A 13916-nucleotide genomic window follows, 5' to 3' on the forward strand; every position below is an offset into this window, starting at 1 on the left:
GCGCCTCATGACCATCCATTTCATCGGCGCCGGGCCCGGCGCGCCCGATCTCATCACGCTACGCGGGCGCGACCTGATCGCCTCCTGCCCGGTCTGCCTCTATGCGGGATCACTGATCCCGAAGGCGATGCTCGACTGGTGTCCGCCGGGCGCGCGGATCGTCGACACCGCCCCGCTCGATCTCGACGCGATCATCGCAGAGATGCAGGGCGCCCATGAGGCCGGGCAGGATGTGACGCGGCTGCATTCCGGCGATCTCTCGATCTGGAGCGCGATTGGCGAACAGATGCGCCGGCTCGATGCGCTCGCCATCCCCTACAGCGTGACGCCGGGCGTGCCGGCCTTCGCGGCCGCCGCCGCAACGCTTAAACGCGAGCTGACCCTGCCGGGGCTCGCGCAGTCGCTGGTGCTGACGCGGACCTCTGGCCGGGCTTCCGCCATGCCGGAGCGGGAGCGGCTCGCCACCTTCGCGGCCTCGGGCGCGACGCTGGCGATCCATCTCTCGATCCATGTCATCGAGCAGGTCGTGGCGGAGCTGTCGCCCTTCTACGGCGAGGCCTGTCCAGTCGCGATCGTCTTCCGCGCCTCCTGGCCGGACGAGCGCGTGCTGCGCGGCACGCTGTCCACGATCGCGGCGCAGGTGCGCGAGTCCGGGCTGGAGCGCACCTCGCTGATCCTGGTCGGCCCGGCGCTGGCGGCGGAGGATTTCGGCGAGAGCGCGCTCTATTCCACAGGCTACGACCGCCGCTTCCGGCCGGGGGGCGGGGTATGACCGCGCCCGGCCTCATCATCGCCGCGCCGCGCTCCGGCTCGGGCAAAACCACGATCACGCTCGGCCTGCAGCGGGCGCTGACGCGGCACGGGCTCGTGGTGCGCGGGCTGAAATGCGGGCCTGATTACATCGACCCGGCCTTCCATGCCGCCGCGACCGGCGCACCCAGCGCCAATCTCGATTCCTTCGCCATGCCCGACGCGCTGCTGCGCGCGATTGCGGGCGATGCGGCCGATGGAGCCGATCTCGTCATCGCGGAAGGCTCGATGGGGCTGTTTGACGCCGTGCCGGGGCCGGAGGGGCACACCGGCGCGAGCGCCGACATCGCCGCGCTGCTGGGCTGGCCGATCGTGCTGGTGATCGACGTCTCCGGCCAGGCGCAGTCGGCGGCGGCCATCGCGCTCGGCTGCAGGCTTTACGACCCGCGCATCACCATCGCGGGCGTGATCCTCAACAAGGTCGCCAGCGAGCGCCATCGCCGGCTGGTGTCGCAGGGCATGGAGCGGATCGGCCTGCCCGTGCTCGGCGCGCTGCCGCGCGAGGCCAGCCTGATCCTGCCCGAGCGCCATCTCGGGCTGGTGCAGGCGGGCGAGACCGCCGATCTCGAGGCGCGTCTCGAGGCGCTCGCCGATGCGGTAGCCGGTGCGGTCGATCTCGACGCCGTCAGGGCGGCCGCCCAGTCGACTCATTTGCCGGCTTCTCCGGCGGCGATCCCGCGGTTGCCGGCGCCCGGCCGTCGCATCGCGATCGCGCGCGATGCCGCTTTCAGCTTCGTCTATCCGCATGTCGAGGCGGGCTGGCGGGCGGCAGGCGCCGTGCTGGTGCCGTTCTCGCCGCTGGCGGACGAGCCGCCGCCGGAGGATTGCGATGCCTGCTGGCTGCCGGGCGGCTATCCGGAGCTTCATGCGGGCGCGATCGCCGGCGCCGACCGCTTCCTTTCTGGCCTGCGCGCCTTCGCGCAGACCCGGCCGGTGCATGGCGAGTGCGGCGGCTACATGGTGCTGGGGCGGACGCTGATCGATGCGGACGGGGTCTGCCACGCCATGGCCGGGCTGCTCTCGGTCGAGACCTCCTTCGCGAAGCGGAAGATGAATCTCGGCTATCGCCGTGCCGTGCTCGAGGCCGACGCGCCGCTCGGCGCAGCCGGCGACGCGCTGACCGGCCATGAGTTCCACTACGCGACGATCGTCACCCAGGGCGAGGACCCGCCGCTGGCGATGGTGACCGACCCGCATGGCTCGGCACCCGCCCCCGCCGGCAGCCGGCGCGGCCGCGTCACGGGCTCGTTCTTCCATGCGATCGCGGTGGCGGGGTGAGCGTGAACCAGCCCGGCCACCCTCCCCGCTTCGACGAGGCGTTCGCCGCCCAGTTCGCCGAGCTCCTGGCATGGCGGCGCGATGTCCGGCGCTTCCGGCGCGACGCTTTGCCGGAGGGCCTGGTCGAGCGGCTGCTGGCGCAGGCGGAGCTGTCACCCTCGGTCGGCCATTCGCAGCCCTGGCGCTGGGTTCGCGTGACCGATGCGGCGCAGCGCCAGGCGGCGCAGGACAGCTTTGAACGCTGCAATGCCGATGCGCTGGCCGATTACGAGGGTGAGCGGGCGCGGCTCTATGCGACCCTGAAGTTGGAGGGAATGCGCGAGGCGCCCGAGCAGATCGCGGTATTCTGCGACCATGGCACGGCGCAGGGCCGCGGCCTCGGCCGCAAGACGATGCCCGAAATGCTCGACTATTCGGTGGTGGCGGCGATCACGCAGTTCTGGCTGGCGGCGCGGGTCGCAGGCGTCGGCGTCGGCTGGGTCTCGATCCTCGAGCCGGAGATCGTGCGGGAGGCGCTGGGCGCGCCGCCGGAGTGGAAGCTGATCGCCTGGCTCTGCGTCGGCTGGCCGGAAGCCGAGAGCGATGTGCCTGAGCTGGTCAAGGCGGGCTGGGAGCGCGGGCGGTAGCTCAGCCGTCATTCTCGGGCGCTGCAAAGCGGCGACCCGAGAATCTCACGCAAAAGGAGGCCAACGATCCTGAGATGCTCGGGTCGAGCCCGAGCATGACGCCTGGCCTCAAACCGCCACCTTGAACGCCGCGCCCGTCTTCGCCTTGATCTCGTCGAGCGTCACGCCCTCGGCCAGTTCGATCAGCGTCATGCCGCCGCCGTTCTCGTCGATCGAGAAGACGCCGAGATCGGTGATGACCATGTCGACGACGCCCGCGCCCGTCAGCGGCAGATCGCAGGCCGACAGCAGCTTCGGCGACTCGGTGCCGTCCTTGTTCTTGGCCACGTGCTCCATCACCACGACGACCTTCTTGACGCCGGCGACGAGGTCCATGGCGCCGCCCATGCCCTTCACCATCTTGCCGGGGATCATCCAGTTGGCGAGGTCGCCGTTCTCCGCGACCTGCATGGCGCCGAGGATGGAAAGGTCGATATGGCCGCCGCGGATCATCCCGAAGGAATCGGCCGAGGAGAAGAAGCTCGTCGTCGGCAGCTGGGTGATGGTCTGCTTGCCGGCATTGATCAGGTCGGGATCCTCGTCGCCCTCATAGGGGAACGGGCCCATGCCGAGCATGCCGTTCTCGGACTGGAGCTGCACCGAGACGCCGTCGGGAATGTAGTTCGAGACCAGCGTGGGGATGCCGATGCCGAGATTGACGTAGAAACCGTCCTTCAGCTCCTTGGCGGCGCGCTGGGCGATCTGTTCGCGGGTCCATGCCATGTCGGTGTCTCCTCAGGCCGCGCGCTTGCGGACGGTGCGCTGCTCGATGCGCTTGACGCTTTGGGGCGTGTGGACGATCCGCTTCACGAAGATGCCCGGCGTGTGCATGTGATCGGGGTCGATCTGACCGGCCTCGACGAGATGCTCGACCTGCGCGACGGTGAAGCGCGAGGCCGAGGCCATCATCGGATTGAAGTTGCGCGCCGTCTTCCGGTAGACGAGGTTGCCTTCGGTGTCGCCCTTCCAGGCATGCACCAGCGAGACGTCGGCGAAGATGCCGCGCTCCATGATGTAGCGCTCGCCGTCGAATTCGCGCTCCTCCTTGCCCTCGGCCACCAGCGTGCCGACGCCGGTCTTGGTGAAGAAGGCCGGGATGCCGGCGCCGCCGGCGCGGATGCGCTCGGCCAGCGTGCCCTGCGGGGTGAATTCGAGTTCGAGCTGGCCGGAGAGGTAGAGCTCGGCGAAGAGCTTGTTCTCGCCGACATAGGACGAGATCATCTTCCGGATCTGGCGGGTCTCGAGCAGGATGCCGAGGCCTGCGCCGTCGACGCCGGCATTGTTGGAGACGAAGGTCAGGTCCTTCGCGCCGCTGGCACGGACCGCCTCGATCAGGATGTCGGGAATGCCGCACAGGCCGAAGCCGCCGGCCATGATCGTCATGCCGTCCTTGATGACGCCGGCAAGGGCCGCCGTGGCGTCCGGATAGACCTTCTTCATCGTATCGCCTCTGCCGCTGAAAGGATGCCGCCCGACGGCGCGGCCCAGAACTAGCCGAGCCGGCGGCACGGTGGCAACTCCCCGTTGGAGGGAGACGACGTCTTGCCGCGGCGGGTGCGAGATCACAGCAAAACGCGGCGCGCTGCGCCGCGTCTCGCCTGTTTCGGAGGAGGCCTGCCGCGCTGCGGCGGACGGCCCTGTCAGCGACGGAAGCCGCCGCCCAATGCACCGCCGATGGCGCCGCCGACGATGGTGCCGAAGATCGCGGCGCCCGCCGCGCTGCCACCGCTGCCCTGGCCAGCCCGCTCGCGCTCCAGATCGCGCCGGATCACCGGGTCGCGCTCATAGGCGACGCCGCCGCGGGTGCGGGGCTGAGGCTCGGCCGGCTCGCGGGCGACGGCGCGGGTGCGCGGGGTCGGAGCGGGCTTGGCCTCCTCGGCGAGAGCACGCTGATAGGCGGGCTCGGTCTGGGCGCGCAGCGCCTTGAGCTGCATCGGGGCGAGGAAGCCGGTAGCGGTCAGCGCACGCGTCGACTGCCATTCCTTGATCGCGGCGCGCTGGCTCGGCCCGAAATTCGGGCTGGTCTTGCCCGGCTTGAAGCCGGCGAGGCTGAGGCGGCGCTGGAGTTCGCGGCGATCCTTGGCGGTGAGCTTGAGCGCAGCCTCCGTTTCGGCACTGGCGACCTCGCCCTTCATGGCCTCGTCGGCAACGGCATGGCCCGTCTCCCGCGAGGCCGGCAGGGCGGCGGCGGCGGCCGAGGACAGGGCAACGGCTCCCGCCGCGGCCGGCAGCGCCGCAACCGCGACGGAGGAAGGCTCCAGCCGCGCCAGGCGGTTCTTGGCGAAGGCCGCGAACTGACCGGTGGGGAAGGCGTCGAGATAGGCCTTGTAGTCGCCGGCCGTGTTGCCGCGCTCGGCCGTCTCCCACATGCGGATATCCATCTGGGCGCGGTCGAGCCCGACGGGGGCCGGGGCGGCCGGGACAGGCACGGCGCCGTCGATCGCCTTGATCGTCATGGAGGGATCGACCGCGGCGAGCTTCAGCGTCGGGTTGAGCTTGAACTCGCCGATGATGGAGGAATTGGTCCAGGGCTTCTGCTTCTTGCCGGTCGATTCCCAGACATCGGCACGCACCCGGTCCATCACGGTCGTGATCGACACTTCGGGCGTCTCGATGTGCTTCAGCAGGGCTGCGGTGAAGGGGCTGTTGCCGTCCTTCTCGCCATCGAGCGCGGTGGAGCGCGGATCGGTGGCGAAGGCGATCAGGATGCCCGAGGCCGACTGCGTCTCGATCGCGGTCAGGCCGCGCGCGACCGAGCGCGACTTGGCGGCGAGCTGGGTCGCGAAGGGGTTGTCGCGGCAGGCGTCGAGGATCAGGACATTGACGCGCTCGTCGCGCTGCATCTGGCGCAGGATGAGCTGCACGTTGACGGCGCGGAAATCGAGATCGGCCTCGGATTTGAGCGAGGCGTCGACGGGGATGAGATAGTTCTCGTCGCCCACCGCGATGCCGTGACCGGCATAGTAGACGACGCCGGCCTTGGCGCCGTCGAGCTTCTGCGCGAATTCGCGGACGATGCCGGTCATCTCGTCCATCTTGAGGTCGTAGCCCTCGACGACCTCGAAGCCGAGGCGCTTCAGCGCGCTCGAGATCGCGGTGGCGTCCCGCTGCGGATTGGCGAGGCGGGGAACGGCCGTGTAGGCGCTGTTGCCGATGACGAGAGCGACGCGACGCTCGGGCACGGCCTGCGCAGGCGCAGCGAACAGCACCGCGACGACGCCGAGCAGGCTCGCCGTGACGACGCATCGCGCCAGGGTCGCGAGCGTGGCGAAACGGGCGCGGATGTCCAAACCCAAAGCGAAGTTCAAGGTACCCTCCCTGATCGGCCCGCCATGACCCGATGAGCCCGAGCGCGCGTCGGCGGAAACGCGCATCCGGAAGTCGCCGTCACGGGACGGCCGCAAGGTCGCCAGGAAACAGCCCGAAACATTACTTGAAAACGTCTCGGGCGCCAACGGCCTTCCTTGCGATCACTGCTGCTTGGTCGCGCCGCAGGCGGGATCGGTTCAAACCGTCGGGCGACATAGCCCATCCCCGGCCCGCCTCGCGTCATGCATATGGAGGAGCCGCGCCGCATCGGGCGGCCGGTGCCCAGCGCGCGACGTCTAAGACGAAGGGATGAGCCTTGATTCACAAGGCCGTATTCCCGCCCGCGCAGCGTTGACTCATGCGGCGAGCGCGGTGCAGCATGACATACAAGGGAGACGGTCGATAACAAGAAAGACCAAGATGACGACGACAAGCGTTGCGCATGGCTGAGGACATCATTCTCGCCACGACGGGTTTGACCAAGGAATTCGGGGGATTCACGGCGGTGAACGGCGTGGACCTGCAGGTCAGGCGCGGGACGATTCATGCGCTGATCGGGCCCAACGGCGCCGGCAAGACGACCTGCTTCAACCTGCTTACGAAATTTCTTGCGCCGACCAAGGGGTCGATCGTCTATAACGGTCGCGACATCACCCGCCAGAAGCCGGCGGACATCGCCCGGCTGGGCATGGTCCGGTCCTTCCAGATCTCGGCGGTGTTCCCGCAGCTGAGCGTCAAAACGAATGTGCGGATCGCGCTGCAGCGCAAGCGCGGCGATTCCTTCGATTTCTGGCGTTCGGAAGAGGTGCTGCAGCCGCTGGACGACGAGGCGCTACGCCTTGTCGACGCGGTCGGGCTCTCGGCCTTTGCCGAGCTTCCCGCCGGAGAGCTCTCCTATGGCCGCAAGCGCGCGCTGGAGATCGCGACCACGCTGGCGCTCGATCCTGAGATGATGCTGCTCGACGAGCCGATGGCCGGCATGGGCCGCGAGGATGTCGAGCGGATCGAGGCGCTGATCCGCAAGGTCTCGGCGAATCGCACCATTTTGATGGTCGAGCACAATCTCTCGGTGGTCGCCTCGCTGTCCGACCGCATCACCGTGCTGGCGCGCGGTCAGGTGCTGGCGGAGGGCGACTATGCCACGGTGTCGAAGGACCCACGCGTGATCGAGGCCTATATCGGTTCGGGAGTCGGCCATGCCCATTGAGGCCGCGCGGTCCCCGGCCGCCGCCGGAGCGGCGGCACCGATGCTAAAGGTACGCGGGCTCGAGGCCTGGTACGGCGAATCGCATGTGCTGCACGGCATCGATTTCGACGTCGCGCCGGGCGAGGTGGTGACGCTTCTCGGCCGCAACGGCGCCGGCAAGACGACGACCCTGAAGTCGATCATGGGCGTCATCGGCAAGCGCAAGGGCTCGGTCGTGCTGGAAGGCACGGAGACGATCGGCCTGCCCTCGCGTGCGATCGCACGGCTCGGCATCGGCTATGTGCCCGAGGAGCGCGGCATCTACGCCTCGCTCAGCGTCGAGGAGAACCTGATGCTGCCGCCGCGGGTGCGGCCCGGCGGGCTCTCGCTCGACGAGATCTTCACGCTCTTCCCCAACATCAAGGAGCGCCTGAAGAGCCAGGGCACCAAGCTCTCGGGCGGCGAGCAGCAGATGCTCGCGATCGGGCGCATCCTGCGCACGGGCGCGCATTTCCTGCTGCTCGACGAGCCGACGGAGGGGCTGGCGCCCGTCATCATCGACCAGATCGGCGCGACCATCCGCAAGCTCAAGCAGGAAGGGTACACGATCATTCTGGTCGAGCAGAACTTCCGCTTCGCCGCGACGGTCGCCGACCGGCACTATGTCGTCGAGCAGGGCAAGGTGATCGACATGATCGAGAACGACCAGCTCGACGCCAATATCGACAAGCTGCACGGCTATCTCGGGGTCTGACCGGCCGCGCCTGCGGGCACGGCGGTCGAAGGCCCCCAATCCGATCCATATCGGACATCACGTCGAAAACGACGCCATTTCCAGGGAGAGACAGATCATGAAGTTCAAGATGTTCCTGACCACGACCGCCTTCGCCGCGCTGATGGCGGCACCTGCGCTCGCCCAGCAGATCAGCGTGAAGGCCGGCGTGCTGAACGACCGTTCCGGCCTCTATGCCGACCTCTCGGGCGAAGGCTCGGTGATCGCCGCGCGCATGGCGGTCGAGGACTTCAAGGCGGCCGAGAAGGGCATCAAGGTCGAGATCGTCTCGGCCGACCACCAGAACAAGCCGGACGTCGGCTCGACCATCGCCCGCACCTGGTACGACCAGGACGGCGTCGACATCATCCTCGACGTGCCGACCTCCTCGGTCGCGCTGGCGGTCAACCAGATCACGCGCGAGAAGAACAAGATCCACATCAATTCCGGCGCGGCCTCCTCCGACCTGACCGGCAAGGCCTGCTCGCCCAACACGGTGCACTGGACCTACGACACCTATGCGCTGGCCCAGGGCACCGGCGGCGCCATGGTCAAGGCCGGCGGCGACAGCTGGTACTTCCTCACCGCCGACTACGCCTTCGGCCACGCGCTGGAGCGCGACACCGCCGCCATCGTCACAAAGAACGGCGGCAAGGTCGTCGGCGCGGTTCGCACGCCCTTCCCGGGCACGGACTTCTCCTCGTTCCTGCTGCAGGCGCAGGCTTCCAAGGCCAAGGTGATCGGGCTCGCGAACGCCGGCGGCGACACCATTAACTCGATCAAGCAGGCGAACGAATTCGGCATCACCGCCGGCGGCCAGAAGCTCGCGGGGTTGCTCGTCTTCCTCTCGGACGTGCATTCGCTGGGCTTGGCCACGGCGCAGGGGCTGGTGCTGACGGAGTCCTTCTACTGGGACACCAACGACCAGACCCGGACCTGGTCCGACCGCTTCGCCAAGGCCAATGGCGGCAAGAAGCCGACCATGGTCCAGGCCGGCGTCTATTCCGGCATGCTGCACTATCTCAAGGCGGTCGAGGCTGCGAAGTCGAAGGACTCCGCGGCGGTTATGGCCAAGATGAAGGAACTGCCGACCGAGGACCCGCTCTTCGGCAAGGGTTCTGTGCGCGCCGACGGCCGCAAGATGCACGACATGTACCTGTTCGAGGTCAAGAAGCCGGGCGAGTCGAAGGGTGCTTGGGACTACTACAAGCAGATCTCGGTGCTGCCGGCCGAGCAGGCCTTCCGCCCGCTCGCGGAGAGCGAGTGCCCGCTCGTCAAGAAGTGAGCGTTTGAGACAGCGTCATTCTCGGGCCTGACCCGAGAATCTCTCAAACCAGAGTGCTCTGGTTTCCGAGATGGTCGGGGCAGGCCCGACCATGACGCCGATTAGGATCATCCCGGACCGCCCCGTCCGGGATGATGGCGACCACCTTGCCAATGCCCGCAAAGATGATCTGAGCCCCGCATGTTCGAACTTCTCGGTGTCCCGCCCCAGGCGCTGTTTGGCCAGGTCCTTCTCGGCCTGATCAACGGCTCGTTCTACGCGATCCTCAGCCTCGGGCTGGCGGTGATCTTCGGGCTGCTCAACATCATCAACTTCACCCATGGCGCGCAGTACATGATGGGCGCCTTCGTCGCCTGGATGTGCCTGACCTATCTCGGCATCAACTACTGGGTGGCCCTCCTGCTGGCGCCGCTGGCGGTTGGCGCGACGGGCATCGTGATCGAGAGGCTGCTGCTCAAACGCATCGCCCATGTCGATCATCTCTACGGGCTGCTGCTCACATTCGGCCTTGCCCTGATCATCCAGGGTCTGTTCCGCAACGGATATGGTTCGTCCGGCCTGCCCTACCAGATTCCCGCCGAGCTGCGCGGGGGCGTCAATCTCGGCTTCATGTTTCTGCCCTGGTATCGCGGCTGGGTCGTCGTCGCCTCGCTCGTGGTCTGCCTGTCGACCTGGTTCCTGATCGAGAAGACCAAGCTCGGCGCCTACTTACGCGCCGCGACCGAGAACCCGACGCTGACCCAGGCCTTCGGCATCAATGTGCCGCTGATGGTGACGCTGACCTATGGCTTCGGCGTGGCGCTGGCGGGATTTGCCGGCGTGCTGGCGGCGCCGATCTATTCGGTCAACCCGAACATGGGCGCCGATCTCATCATCGTCGTCTTCGCCGTCGTCGTCATCGGCGGCATGGGCTCGATCCTGGGCGCCATCGTCACCGGCTTCTCGCTCGGCTTGATCGAGGGGCTGACCAAGGTCTTCTATCCGGAGGCCTCGGCGACGGTGATCTTCATCATCATGGTGCTGGTGCTGCTGGTGCGGCCGGCCGGCCTGTTCGGACGGGCCGCGTGATGGCCGCCCGCCGCGAGACGAGGATTTGACCATGGCCGACATCGCCGCCACCGAAGCTCCCGCCGCCCTCCTCCCGGGCGAGGCCGACAAGGGCACGCTGCGCCTGCATCGCGCCATCATGATCGGCATCGCGATCCTGCTCGTGATCGCGCCATTCGTGGCCTATCCGGTCTTCGTCATGAAGGTCCTGTGCTTCGCGCTGTTCGCGCTCGCCTTCAACCTGCTGCTCGGCTATGGCGGCCTGCTCTCCTTCGGCCACGCCGCCTATTTTGGCATGGCGAGCTATGTCTGCGCCTTCACAGCCAAGAACTGGGGGCTGACGCCGGAGCTCGCTATCCTGCTCGGCACAGCGGTTTCCGGGGGGCTCGGCCTGGTCTTCGGCGCGCTGGCGATCCGGCGGCAGGGCATCTATTTCGCCATGATCACGCTGGCGCTGGCGCAGATGGTGTTCTTCTTCTCGCTGCAGACGCCGCGCTTCACCGGCGGCGAGGACGGCATCCAGGCGGTGCCGCGCGGCCATCTGTTCGGGGTGATCAACCTCGCCGACGACCGCACGCTGTACTGGCTGGTGGCGGCGATCTTCATGGCCGGGCTGCTGGCGATCTACCGCATCATCCACTCGCCCTTCGGCCAGGTCTGCAAGGCGATCCGGGACAACGAGCCGCGTGCGATCTCGCTCGGCTACCGCGCCAACCAGTACAAGCTCGCCGTCTTCGTACTCTCGGCCAGCCTGGCGGGGCTCGCCGGCTCGACCAAGGCGATCGTCTTCCAACTGGCCTCGCTGACCGACGTGCACTGGTCGATGTCGGGCGAGGTCGTGCTGATGACGCTGGTCGGCGGCCTCGGCACCGTCTTCGGGCCGATCGCGGGCGCGATCGTCATCGTCTCCATGCAGAACTATCTCGCCTCACTGGGCGCCTGGGTGACGGTGGTGCAGGGCGTGATCTTCGTGATCTGCGTGATGACCTTCCGGGAGGGCATCGTGGGCGTGATCTCGAAATGGATTCGCAAGCCGCTTTAGGGCGGTCGCTTCACCTGCCACCCCACACGCGGGTCGTCCCAGACAAGCCGCCTTTTGGCGGCGCCGATCCGGGACGACGGTGCGGTGCATCCACCACCCTACTTCACCAGCTTCAGCGCCTCACGGAACCGGGGGTGATCGGCGCTTCTCAGCCATTCGAAGATCACCATCTCTGACGTGACGATTTCGGCGCCGTGGCGGGCGAGGCGGTCCAGCGCGGCATCCTTCGACTCGGGGCGACGCGAGCCGGTCGCATCGCGCACCAGCCAGACCCGGCGGCGATGGGCGAGCAAAGTCAGCGCGGTCTGCCCGACGCAGACATGCGCCTCGCAGCCGCAGAGCACAATCTGGCCGTCCCCCGCCAACGTCTCGAGGAAGGCGCCCTCCGTGCAGGCGTCGAAGCTCATCTTGGTGACGACGGGGCCGGCACCCGCGAGTTCCGGCACCGTGCCGCCGAGCCCCGCCGGGTTCTGCTCCGTCATCAGCACGGGCACACCGAGAAGGCGGGCCACCGCGACGAGCCTCTGCGCATTGGCGACGAGGGCCGCGCCCTCATGGATCGCCGGCATCAGCCGAGCCTGGAAATCGATGATGACGAGGGTCGAGTCGCTGGCGCTGAGCACGGGCATGGGGGCCTCGTCCGGTTGGCGTGATCATAGCGGGCGCGGCCTTGGCCGACAGCCCACCTTCGTCAGCGTGTCATCCCGGGCTTCGCGCAGCGAAGGCCGGGATGCTTCGTCAAGCGTCCCGCCCTCCGATGGATCCCTGCCTTCGTTGCGGTCATCTCGCGATAACGGTCGTTCTCCGCGAACCGAGGATGCGGTTCAGCCCGTCGGCCCGCCTGGAAGCGGGATGTCTTCCTCGATCTCGTGATGGCCCACGGCGCGTTCGAGGCCGTCGGGGCCGCGCACGCGGTACTGCTCTTCCTTGTTGTCGCGCGGCGGCATCAGCCGGGTGATCTCGAAGGGGCCGGGCCGGACCTGGTTGTGGAAGCCGGCGGTGAGTTGGACGAGATCACCGAGCTTGTAGGGAGGGCGCGCCATGTCGTCAGCCCTTCCCGACGATGTCGGCCACGGTGAGGCGGTGATAGCTGCCCTTGTGGCGGCCATAGGCTGCTGCGGCCGCGCTCAGGATGGCGTCGCGATGGCTGTCGAAGGTCGCCAGCATCTGCGCCTCGCCGGGCTCGGCGCCGAGCCGGCGCAGCGCGTCGACCTCGATCTGGAAGGCGATCTCCAGCGACGCGTCCGAGCCCCAGAAACTGACGCAGGAGCGGCCGGCATCGAAGCTGCGGACCGGATTGGGAAAGTTCAACGACATGATGATCCTCTGTTCTGCGATGCCAGGTCAGGACGCCAGATAGGCGGCCTGAGAGACCGGTACCGAAGCATGGACCGGACGGGAGACAGGCCGGCGCGTGGGCGCGGGCTGGGCCGGCGCGGGCAGCCGGCCATCGGCGTTCATGCGCTCGTCAAGGAGGCCAAGGACCGCATCGTCGATCGTTGCGTCGAACTTGCGGGCGAAGAGGCAGGGGCTCGCCAGAAGCTCCTGAGCATCGGAGGCGAGATAGGTGCGCGGGCGCAGCTTGATGTCGCCGTCCGGCACCCAGTCGATCATGCGCAGATCGTCGCTGACGATCTCGCCATGCTCGGCCGTGTTCATCATCACCGTCTGGAAAAAGCCCTCATCGGCGATGAAGGTATTGCGGTAAAAGGCCTTGTAGCGCTCGGCTTCGGGATGGTGGCAGACGAACTCGCAGAAGCGACGGCTGACGATCATCCACTGATTGCCGATATAGGGCGAGACGCCGGCCATGAACGGCCGCGGGAACGGCGTCCGGACGATGCGCTTCTCGAACTCGACGACGTAGCGGCTCACGCGCTTCATCGTCTCGGGCCGCGCCTTGCGCTGGTCGAGGACCTTGATGAACTCCTTGCCGCGGTTGCGCTTCAGGAACGTGGCGATCTCGTCCTGGCTCTTGAGCGGGTAGTCCTGGCCGCTGAGATTCACGAAGAACTCCCAGTCTGCCCCCATTTCCAGCAGCTGCGCCATGCCGCGCAGTTCCGCATCGACGAGGCTGTATCCGCCCCAGCGGGCATGCTGGCTGGTCAGGATGGCACTGTTGGGAAAGCCGCGGAGGAAACGGCGAATATCGGCCTCCAGTTCGGGTCCGGAATTCTTGTCGACATGGATCAGATAGTGATTGGCGGGATCGTGGATCGACTTGAACATGCGCTTGAACTGCGCGGGGTACCGGTGGACCAGAACCAGATAAGCGATCAACGGGGATGTCCTTGAATCGGAAGCGAGCAGAAGCAGAGAAGGGACGCGCGACAGCGCACCTCGCCTCCCGTCGGGAGGCGTGTTCGACTGTCGTCTTGTCTCGAGACCGGCCGTGACGAGGGGCAGCGGCCGCAAAGGCGGCTGCTCGCGTTGACCGTGAATCCGACATGGGGAAGCCGACCTGTGATTGTAAGGTCGCGGCGGAAATAAGGGGGTGCAGAATTGCCCCCGCGGCTGGGCTC

The 13916-nt window shown here is 67.5% G+C and carries 15 protein-coding genes; 8 read left to right on the plus strand and 7 right to left on the minus strand.

Annotation, left to right across the window (positions count from 1 at the left end; translation table 11 throughout):
- Positions 1–7 precede the first annotated feature (7 nt).
- Genes cobM through bluB form a run of 3 tightly spaced genes read left to right on the plus strand, consistent with a single transcriptional unit; the run spans position 8 to position 2714 of the window.
- On the plus strand, positions 8–772 hold the full coding sequence (gene cobM / locus ABIE41_RS01830) for a precorrin-4 C(11)-methyltransferase (RefSeq protein WP_192643135.1): 765 nt from the start codon (positions 8–10) through the stop codon (positions 770–772).
- Positions 769–2088, plus strand: a complete 1320-nt coding sequence (locus tag ABIE41_RS01835; protein ID WP_192643136.1) for a cobyrinate a,c-diamide synthase — start codon at positions 769–771, stop codon at positions 2086–2088. The genes cobM and ABIE41_RS01835 overlap by 4 nt, the downstream gene beginning before the upstream one ends.
- Positions 2085–2714 (plus strand): 5,6-dimethylbenzimidazole synthase, encoded by a 630-nt coding sequence (gene bluB, locus ABIE41_RS01840; RefSeq protein WP_192643137.1) that lies wholly within the window; start codon positions 2085–2087, stop codon positions 2712–2714. Before ABIE41_RS01835 ends, bluB begins: the two co-directional genes overlap by 4 nt.
- Before the next feature lie 108 nt (positions 2715–2822).
- Here the strand turns inward: bluB and ABIE41_RS01845 are convergent, their stop codons facing one another.
- The 3 genes from ABIE41_RS01845 to ABIE41_RS01855 all read right to left on the minus strand — a co-directional run bounded on the left by ABIE41_RS01845 (position 2823) and on the right by ABIE41_RS01855 (position 6061).
- Positions 2823–3476: a 3-oxoacid CoA-transferase subunit B gene (locus ABIE41_RS01845; RefSeq protein ID WP_192643138.1), complete on the minus strand. Its 654-nt coding sequence runs from the start codon at positions 3474–3476 to the stop codon at positions 2823–2825.
- Between the two features lie 12 nt (positions 3477–3488).
- Entirely contained in the window at positions 3489–4193 is a 705-nt protein-coding gene (locus tag ABIE41_RS01850; RefSeq protein WP_192643139.1) for a CoA transferase subunit A, read from the minus strand.
- Between the two features lie 200 nt (positions 4194–4393).
- Positions 4394–6061, minus strand: coding sequence for a caspase family protein (locus ABIE41_RS01855; protein WP_192643140.1), 1668 nt, complete (start codon positions 6059–6061; stop codon positions 4394–4396).
- 443 nt (positions 6062–6504) lie between these two features.
- Between ABIE41_RS01855 and ABIE41_RS01860 the strand changes: the two genes are divergently transcribed.
- From ABIE41_RS01860 to ABIE41_RS01880, 5 genes are all read left to right on the plus strand, one after another.
- The gene (locus tag ABIE41_RS01860; RefSeq protein ID WP_192643141.1) at positions 6505–7269 is read left to right on the plus strand and encodes an ABC transporter ATP-binding protein; all 765 of its coding nucleotides are present in this window, start codon (positions 6505–6507) and stop codon (positions 7267–7269) included.
- Positions 7259–8002 (plus strand): ABC transporter ATP-binding protein, encoded by a 744-nt coding sequence (locus ABIE41_RS01865; RefSeq protein ID WP_192643142.1) that lies wholly within the window; start codon positions 7259–7261, stop codon positions 8000–8002. Before ABIE41_RS01860 ends, ABIE41_RS01865 begins: the two co-directional genes overlap by 11 nt.
- Positions 8003–8099: 97 nt before the next feature.
- Complete coding sequence (locus tag ABIE41_RS01870; RefSeq protein ID WP_192643143.1) at positions 8100–9305, plus strand: ABC transporter substrate-binding protein; 1206 nt, start codon at positions 8100–8102, stop codon at positions 9303–9305.
- A 180-nt stretch (positions 9306–9485) separates the two neighbouring features.
- Positions 9486–10373 (plus strand): branched-chain amino acid ABC transporter permease, encoded by an 888-nt coding sequence (locus ABIE41_RS01875; RefSeq protein WP_192643144.1) that lies wholly within the window; start codon positions 9486–9488, stop codon positions 10371–10373.
- 31 nt (positions 10374–10404) lie between these two features.
- The gene (locus ABIE41_RS01880) at positions 10405–11394 is read left to right on the plus strand and encodes a branched-chain amino acid ABC transporter permease (RefSeq protein WP_192643145.1); all 990 of its coding nucleotides are present in this window, start codon (positions 10405–10407) and stop codon (positions 11392–11394) included.
- A gap of 98 nt (positions 11395–11492) precedes the next feature.
- Here ABIE41_RS01880 and ABIE41_RS01885 read toward each other — a convergent pair whose 3' ends face one another.
- The 4 genes from ABIE41_RS01885 to ABIE41_RS01900 all read right to left on the minus strand — a co-directional run bounded on the left by ABIE41_RS01885 (position 11493) and on the right by ABIE41_RS01900 (position 13674).
- Positions 11493–12023: a hydrolase gene (locus ABIE41_RS01885; RefSeq protein ID WP_192643146.1), complete on the minus strand. Its 531-nt coding sequence runs from the start codon at positions 12021–12023 to the stop codon at positions 11493–11495.
- A 195-nt stretch (positions 12024–12218) separates the two neighbouring features.
- Positions 12219–12437, minus strand: coding sequence for a hypothetical protein (locus tag ABIE41_RS01890; protein WP_192643147.1), 219 nt, complete (start codon positions 12435–12437; stop codon positions 12219–12221).
- Positions 12438–12441: 4 nt separating this feature from the next.
- Complete coding sequence (locus tag ABIE41_RS01895; protein ID WP_192643148.1) at positions 12442–12711, minus strand: DUF1488 family protein; 270 nt, start codon at positions 12709–12711, stop codon at positions 12442–12444.
- Positions 12712–12738: 27 nt separating this feature from the next.
- Positions 12739–13674, minus strand: a complete 936-nt coding sequence (locus ABIE41_RS01900; protein WP_192643149.1) for a beta-1,6-N-acetylglucosaminyltransferase — start codon at positions 13672–13674, stop codon at positions 12739–12741.
- Positions 13675–13916: the final 242 nt, after the last annotated feature.

Origin of the sequence: Bosea sp. OAE506 (assembly GCF_040546595.1) — a bacterium.
In the GTDB taxonomy this organism is placed as follows: Bacteria; Pseudomonadota; Alphaproteobacteria; order Rhizobiales; family Beijerinckiaceae; genus Allobosea.

Bases quoted from the DNA above. Each gene is read 5' to 3' on its own strand.
- ABIE41_RS01870 (WP_192643143.1), top strand. From the start codon at position 8,100: ATGAAGTTCAAGATGTTCCTGACCACGACCGCCTTCGCCGCGCTGATG.
- ABIE41_RS01845 (WP_192643138.1), bottom strand. From the start codon at position 3,476: ATGGCATGGACCCGCGAACAGATCGCCCAGCGCGCCGCCAAGGAGCTG.
- ABIE41_RS01890 (WP_192643147.1), bottom strand. From the start codon at position 12,437: ATGGCGCGCCCTCCCTACAAGCTCGGTGATCTCGTCCAACTCACCGCC.
- ABIE41_RS01895 (WP_192643148.1), bottom strand. From the start codon at position 12,711: ATGTCGTTGAACTTTCCCAATCCGGTCCGCAGCTTCGATGCCGGCCGC.
- ABIE41_RS01885 (WP_192643146.1), bottom strand. From the start codon at position 12,023: ATGCCCGTGCTCAGCGCCAGCGACTCGACCCTCGTCATCATCGATTTC.
- ABIE41_RS01860 (WP_192643141.1), top strand. From the start codon at position 6,505: ATGGCTGAGGACATCATTCTCGCCACGACGGGTTTGACCAAGGAATTC.
- ABIE41_RS01835 (WP_192643136.1), top strand. From the start codon at position 769: ATGACCGCGCCCGGCCTCATCATCGCCGCGCCGCGCTCCGGCTCGGGC.
- cobM (WP_192643135.1), top strand. From the start codon at position 8: ATGACCATCCATTTCATCGGCGCCGGGCCCGGCGCGCCCGATCTCATC.
- ABIE41_RS01880 (WP_192643145.1), top strand. From the start codon at position 10,405: ATGGCCGACATCGCCGCCACCGAAGCTCCCGCCGCCCTCCTCCCGGGC.
- ABIE41_RS01850 (WP_192643139.1), bottom strand. From the start codon at position 4,193: ATGAAGAAGGTCTATCCGGACGCCACGGCGGCCCTTGCCGGCGTCATC.
- ABIE41_RS01875 (WP_192643144.1), top strand. From the start codon at position 9,486: ATGTTCGAACTTCTCGGTGTCCCGCCCCAGGCGCTGTTTGGCCAGGTC.
- ABIE41_RS01865 (WP_192643142.1), top strand. From the start codon at position 7,259: ATGCCCATTGAGGCCGCGCGGTCCCCGGCCGCCGCCGGAGCGGCGGCA.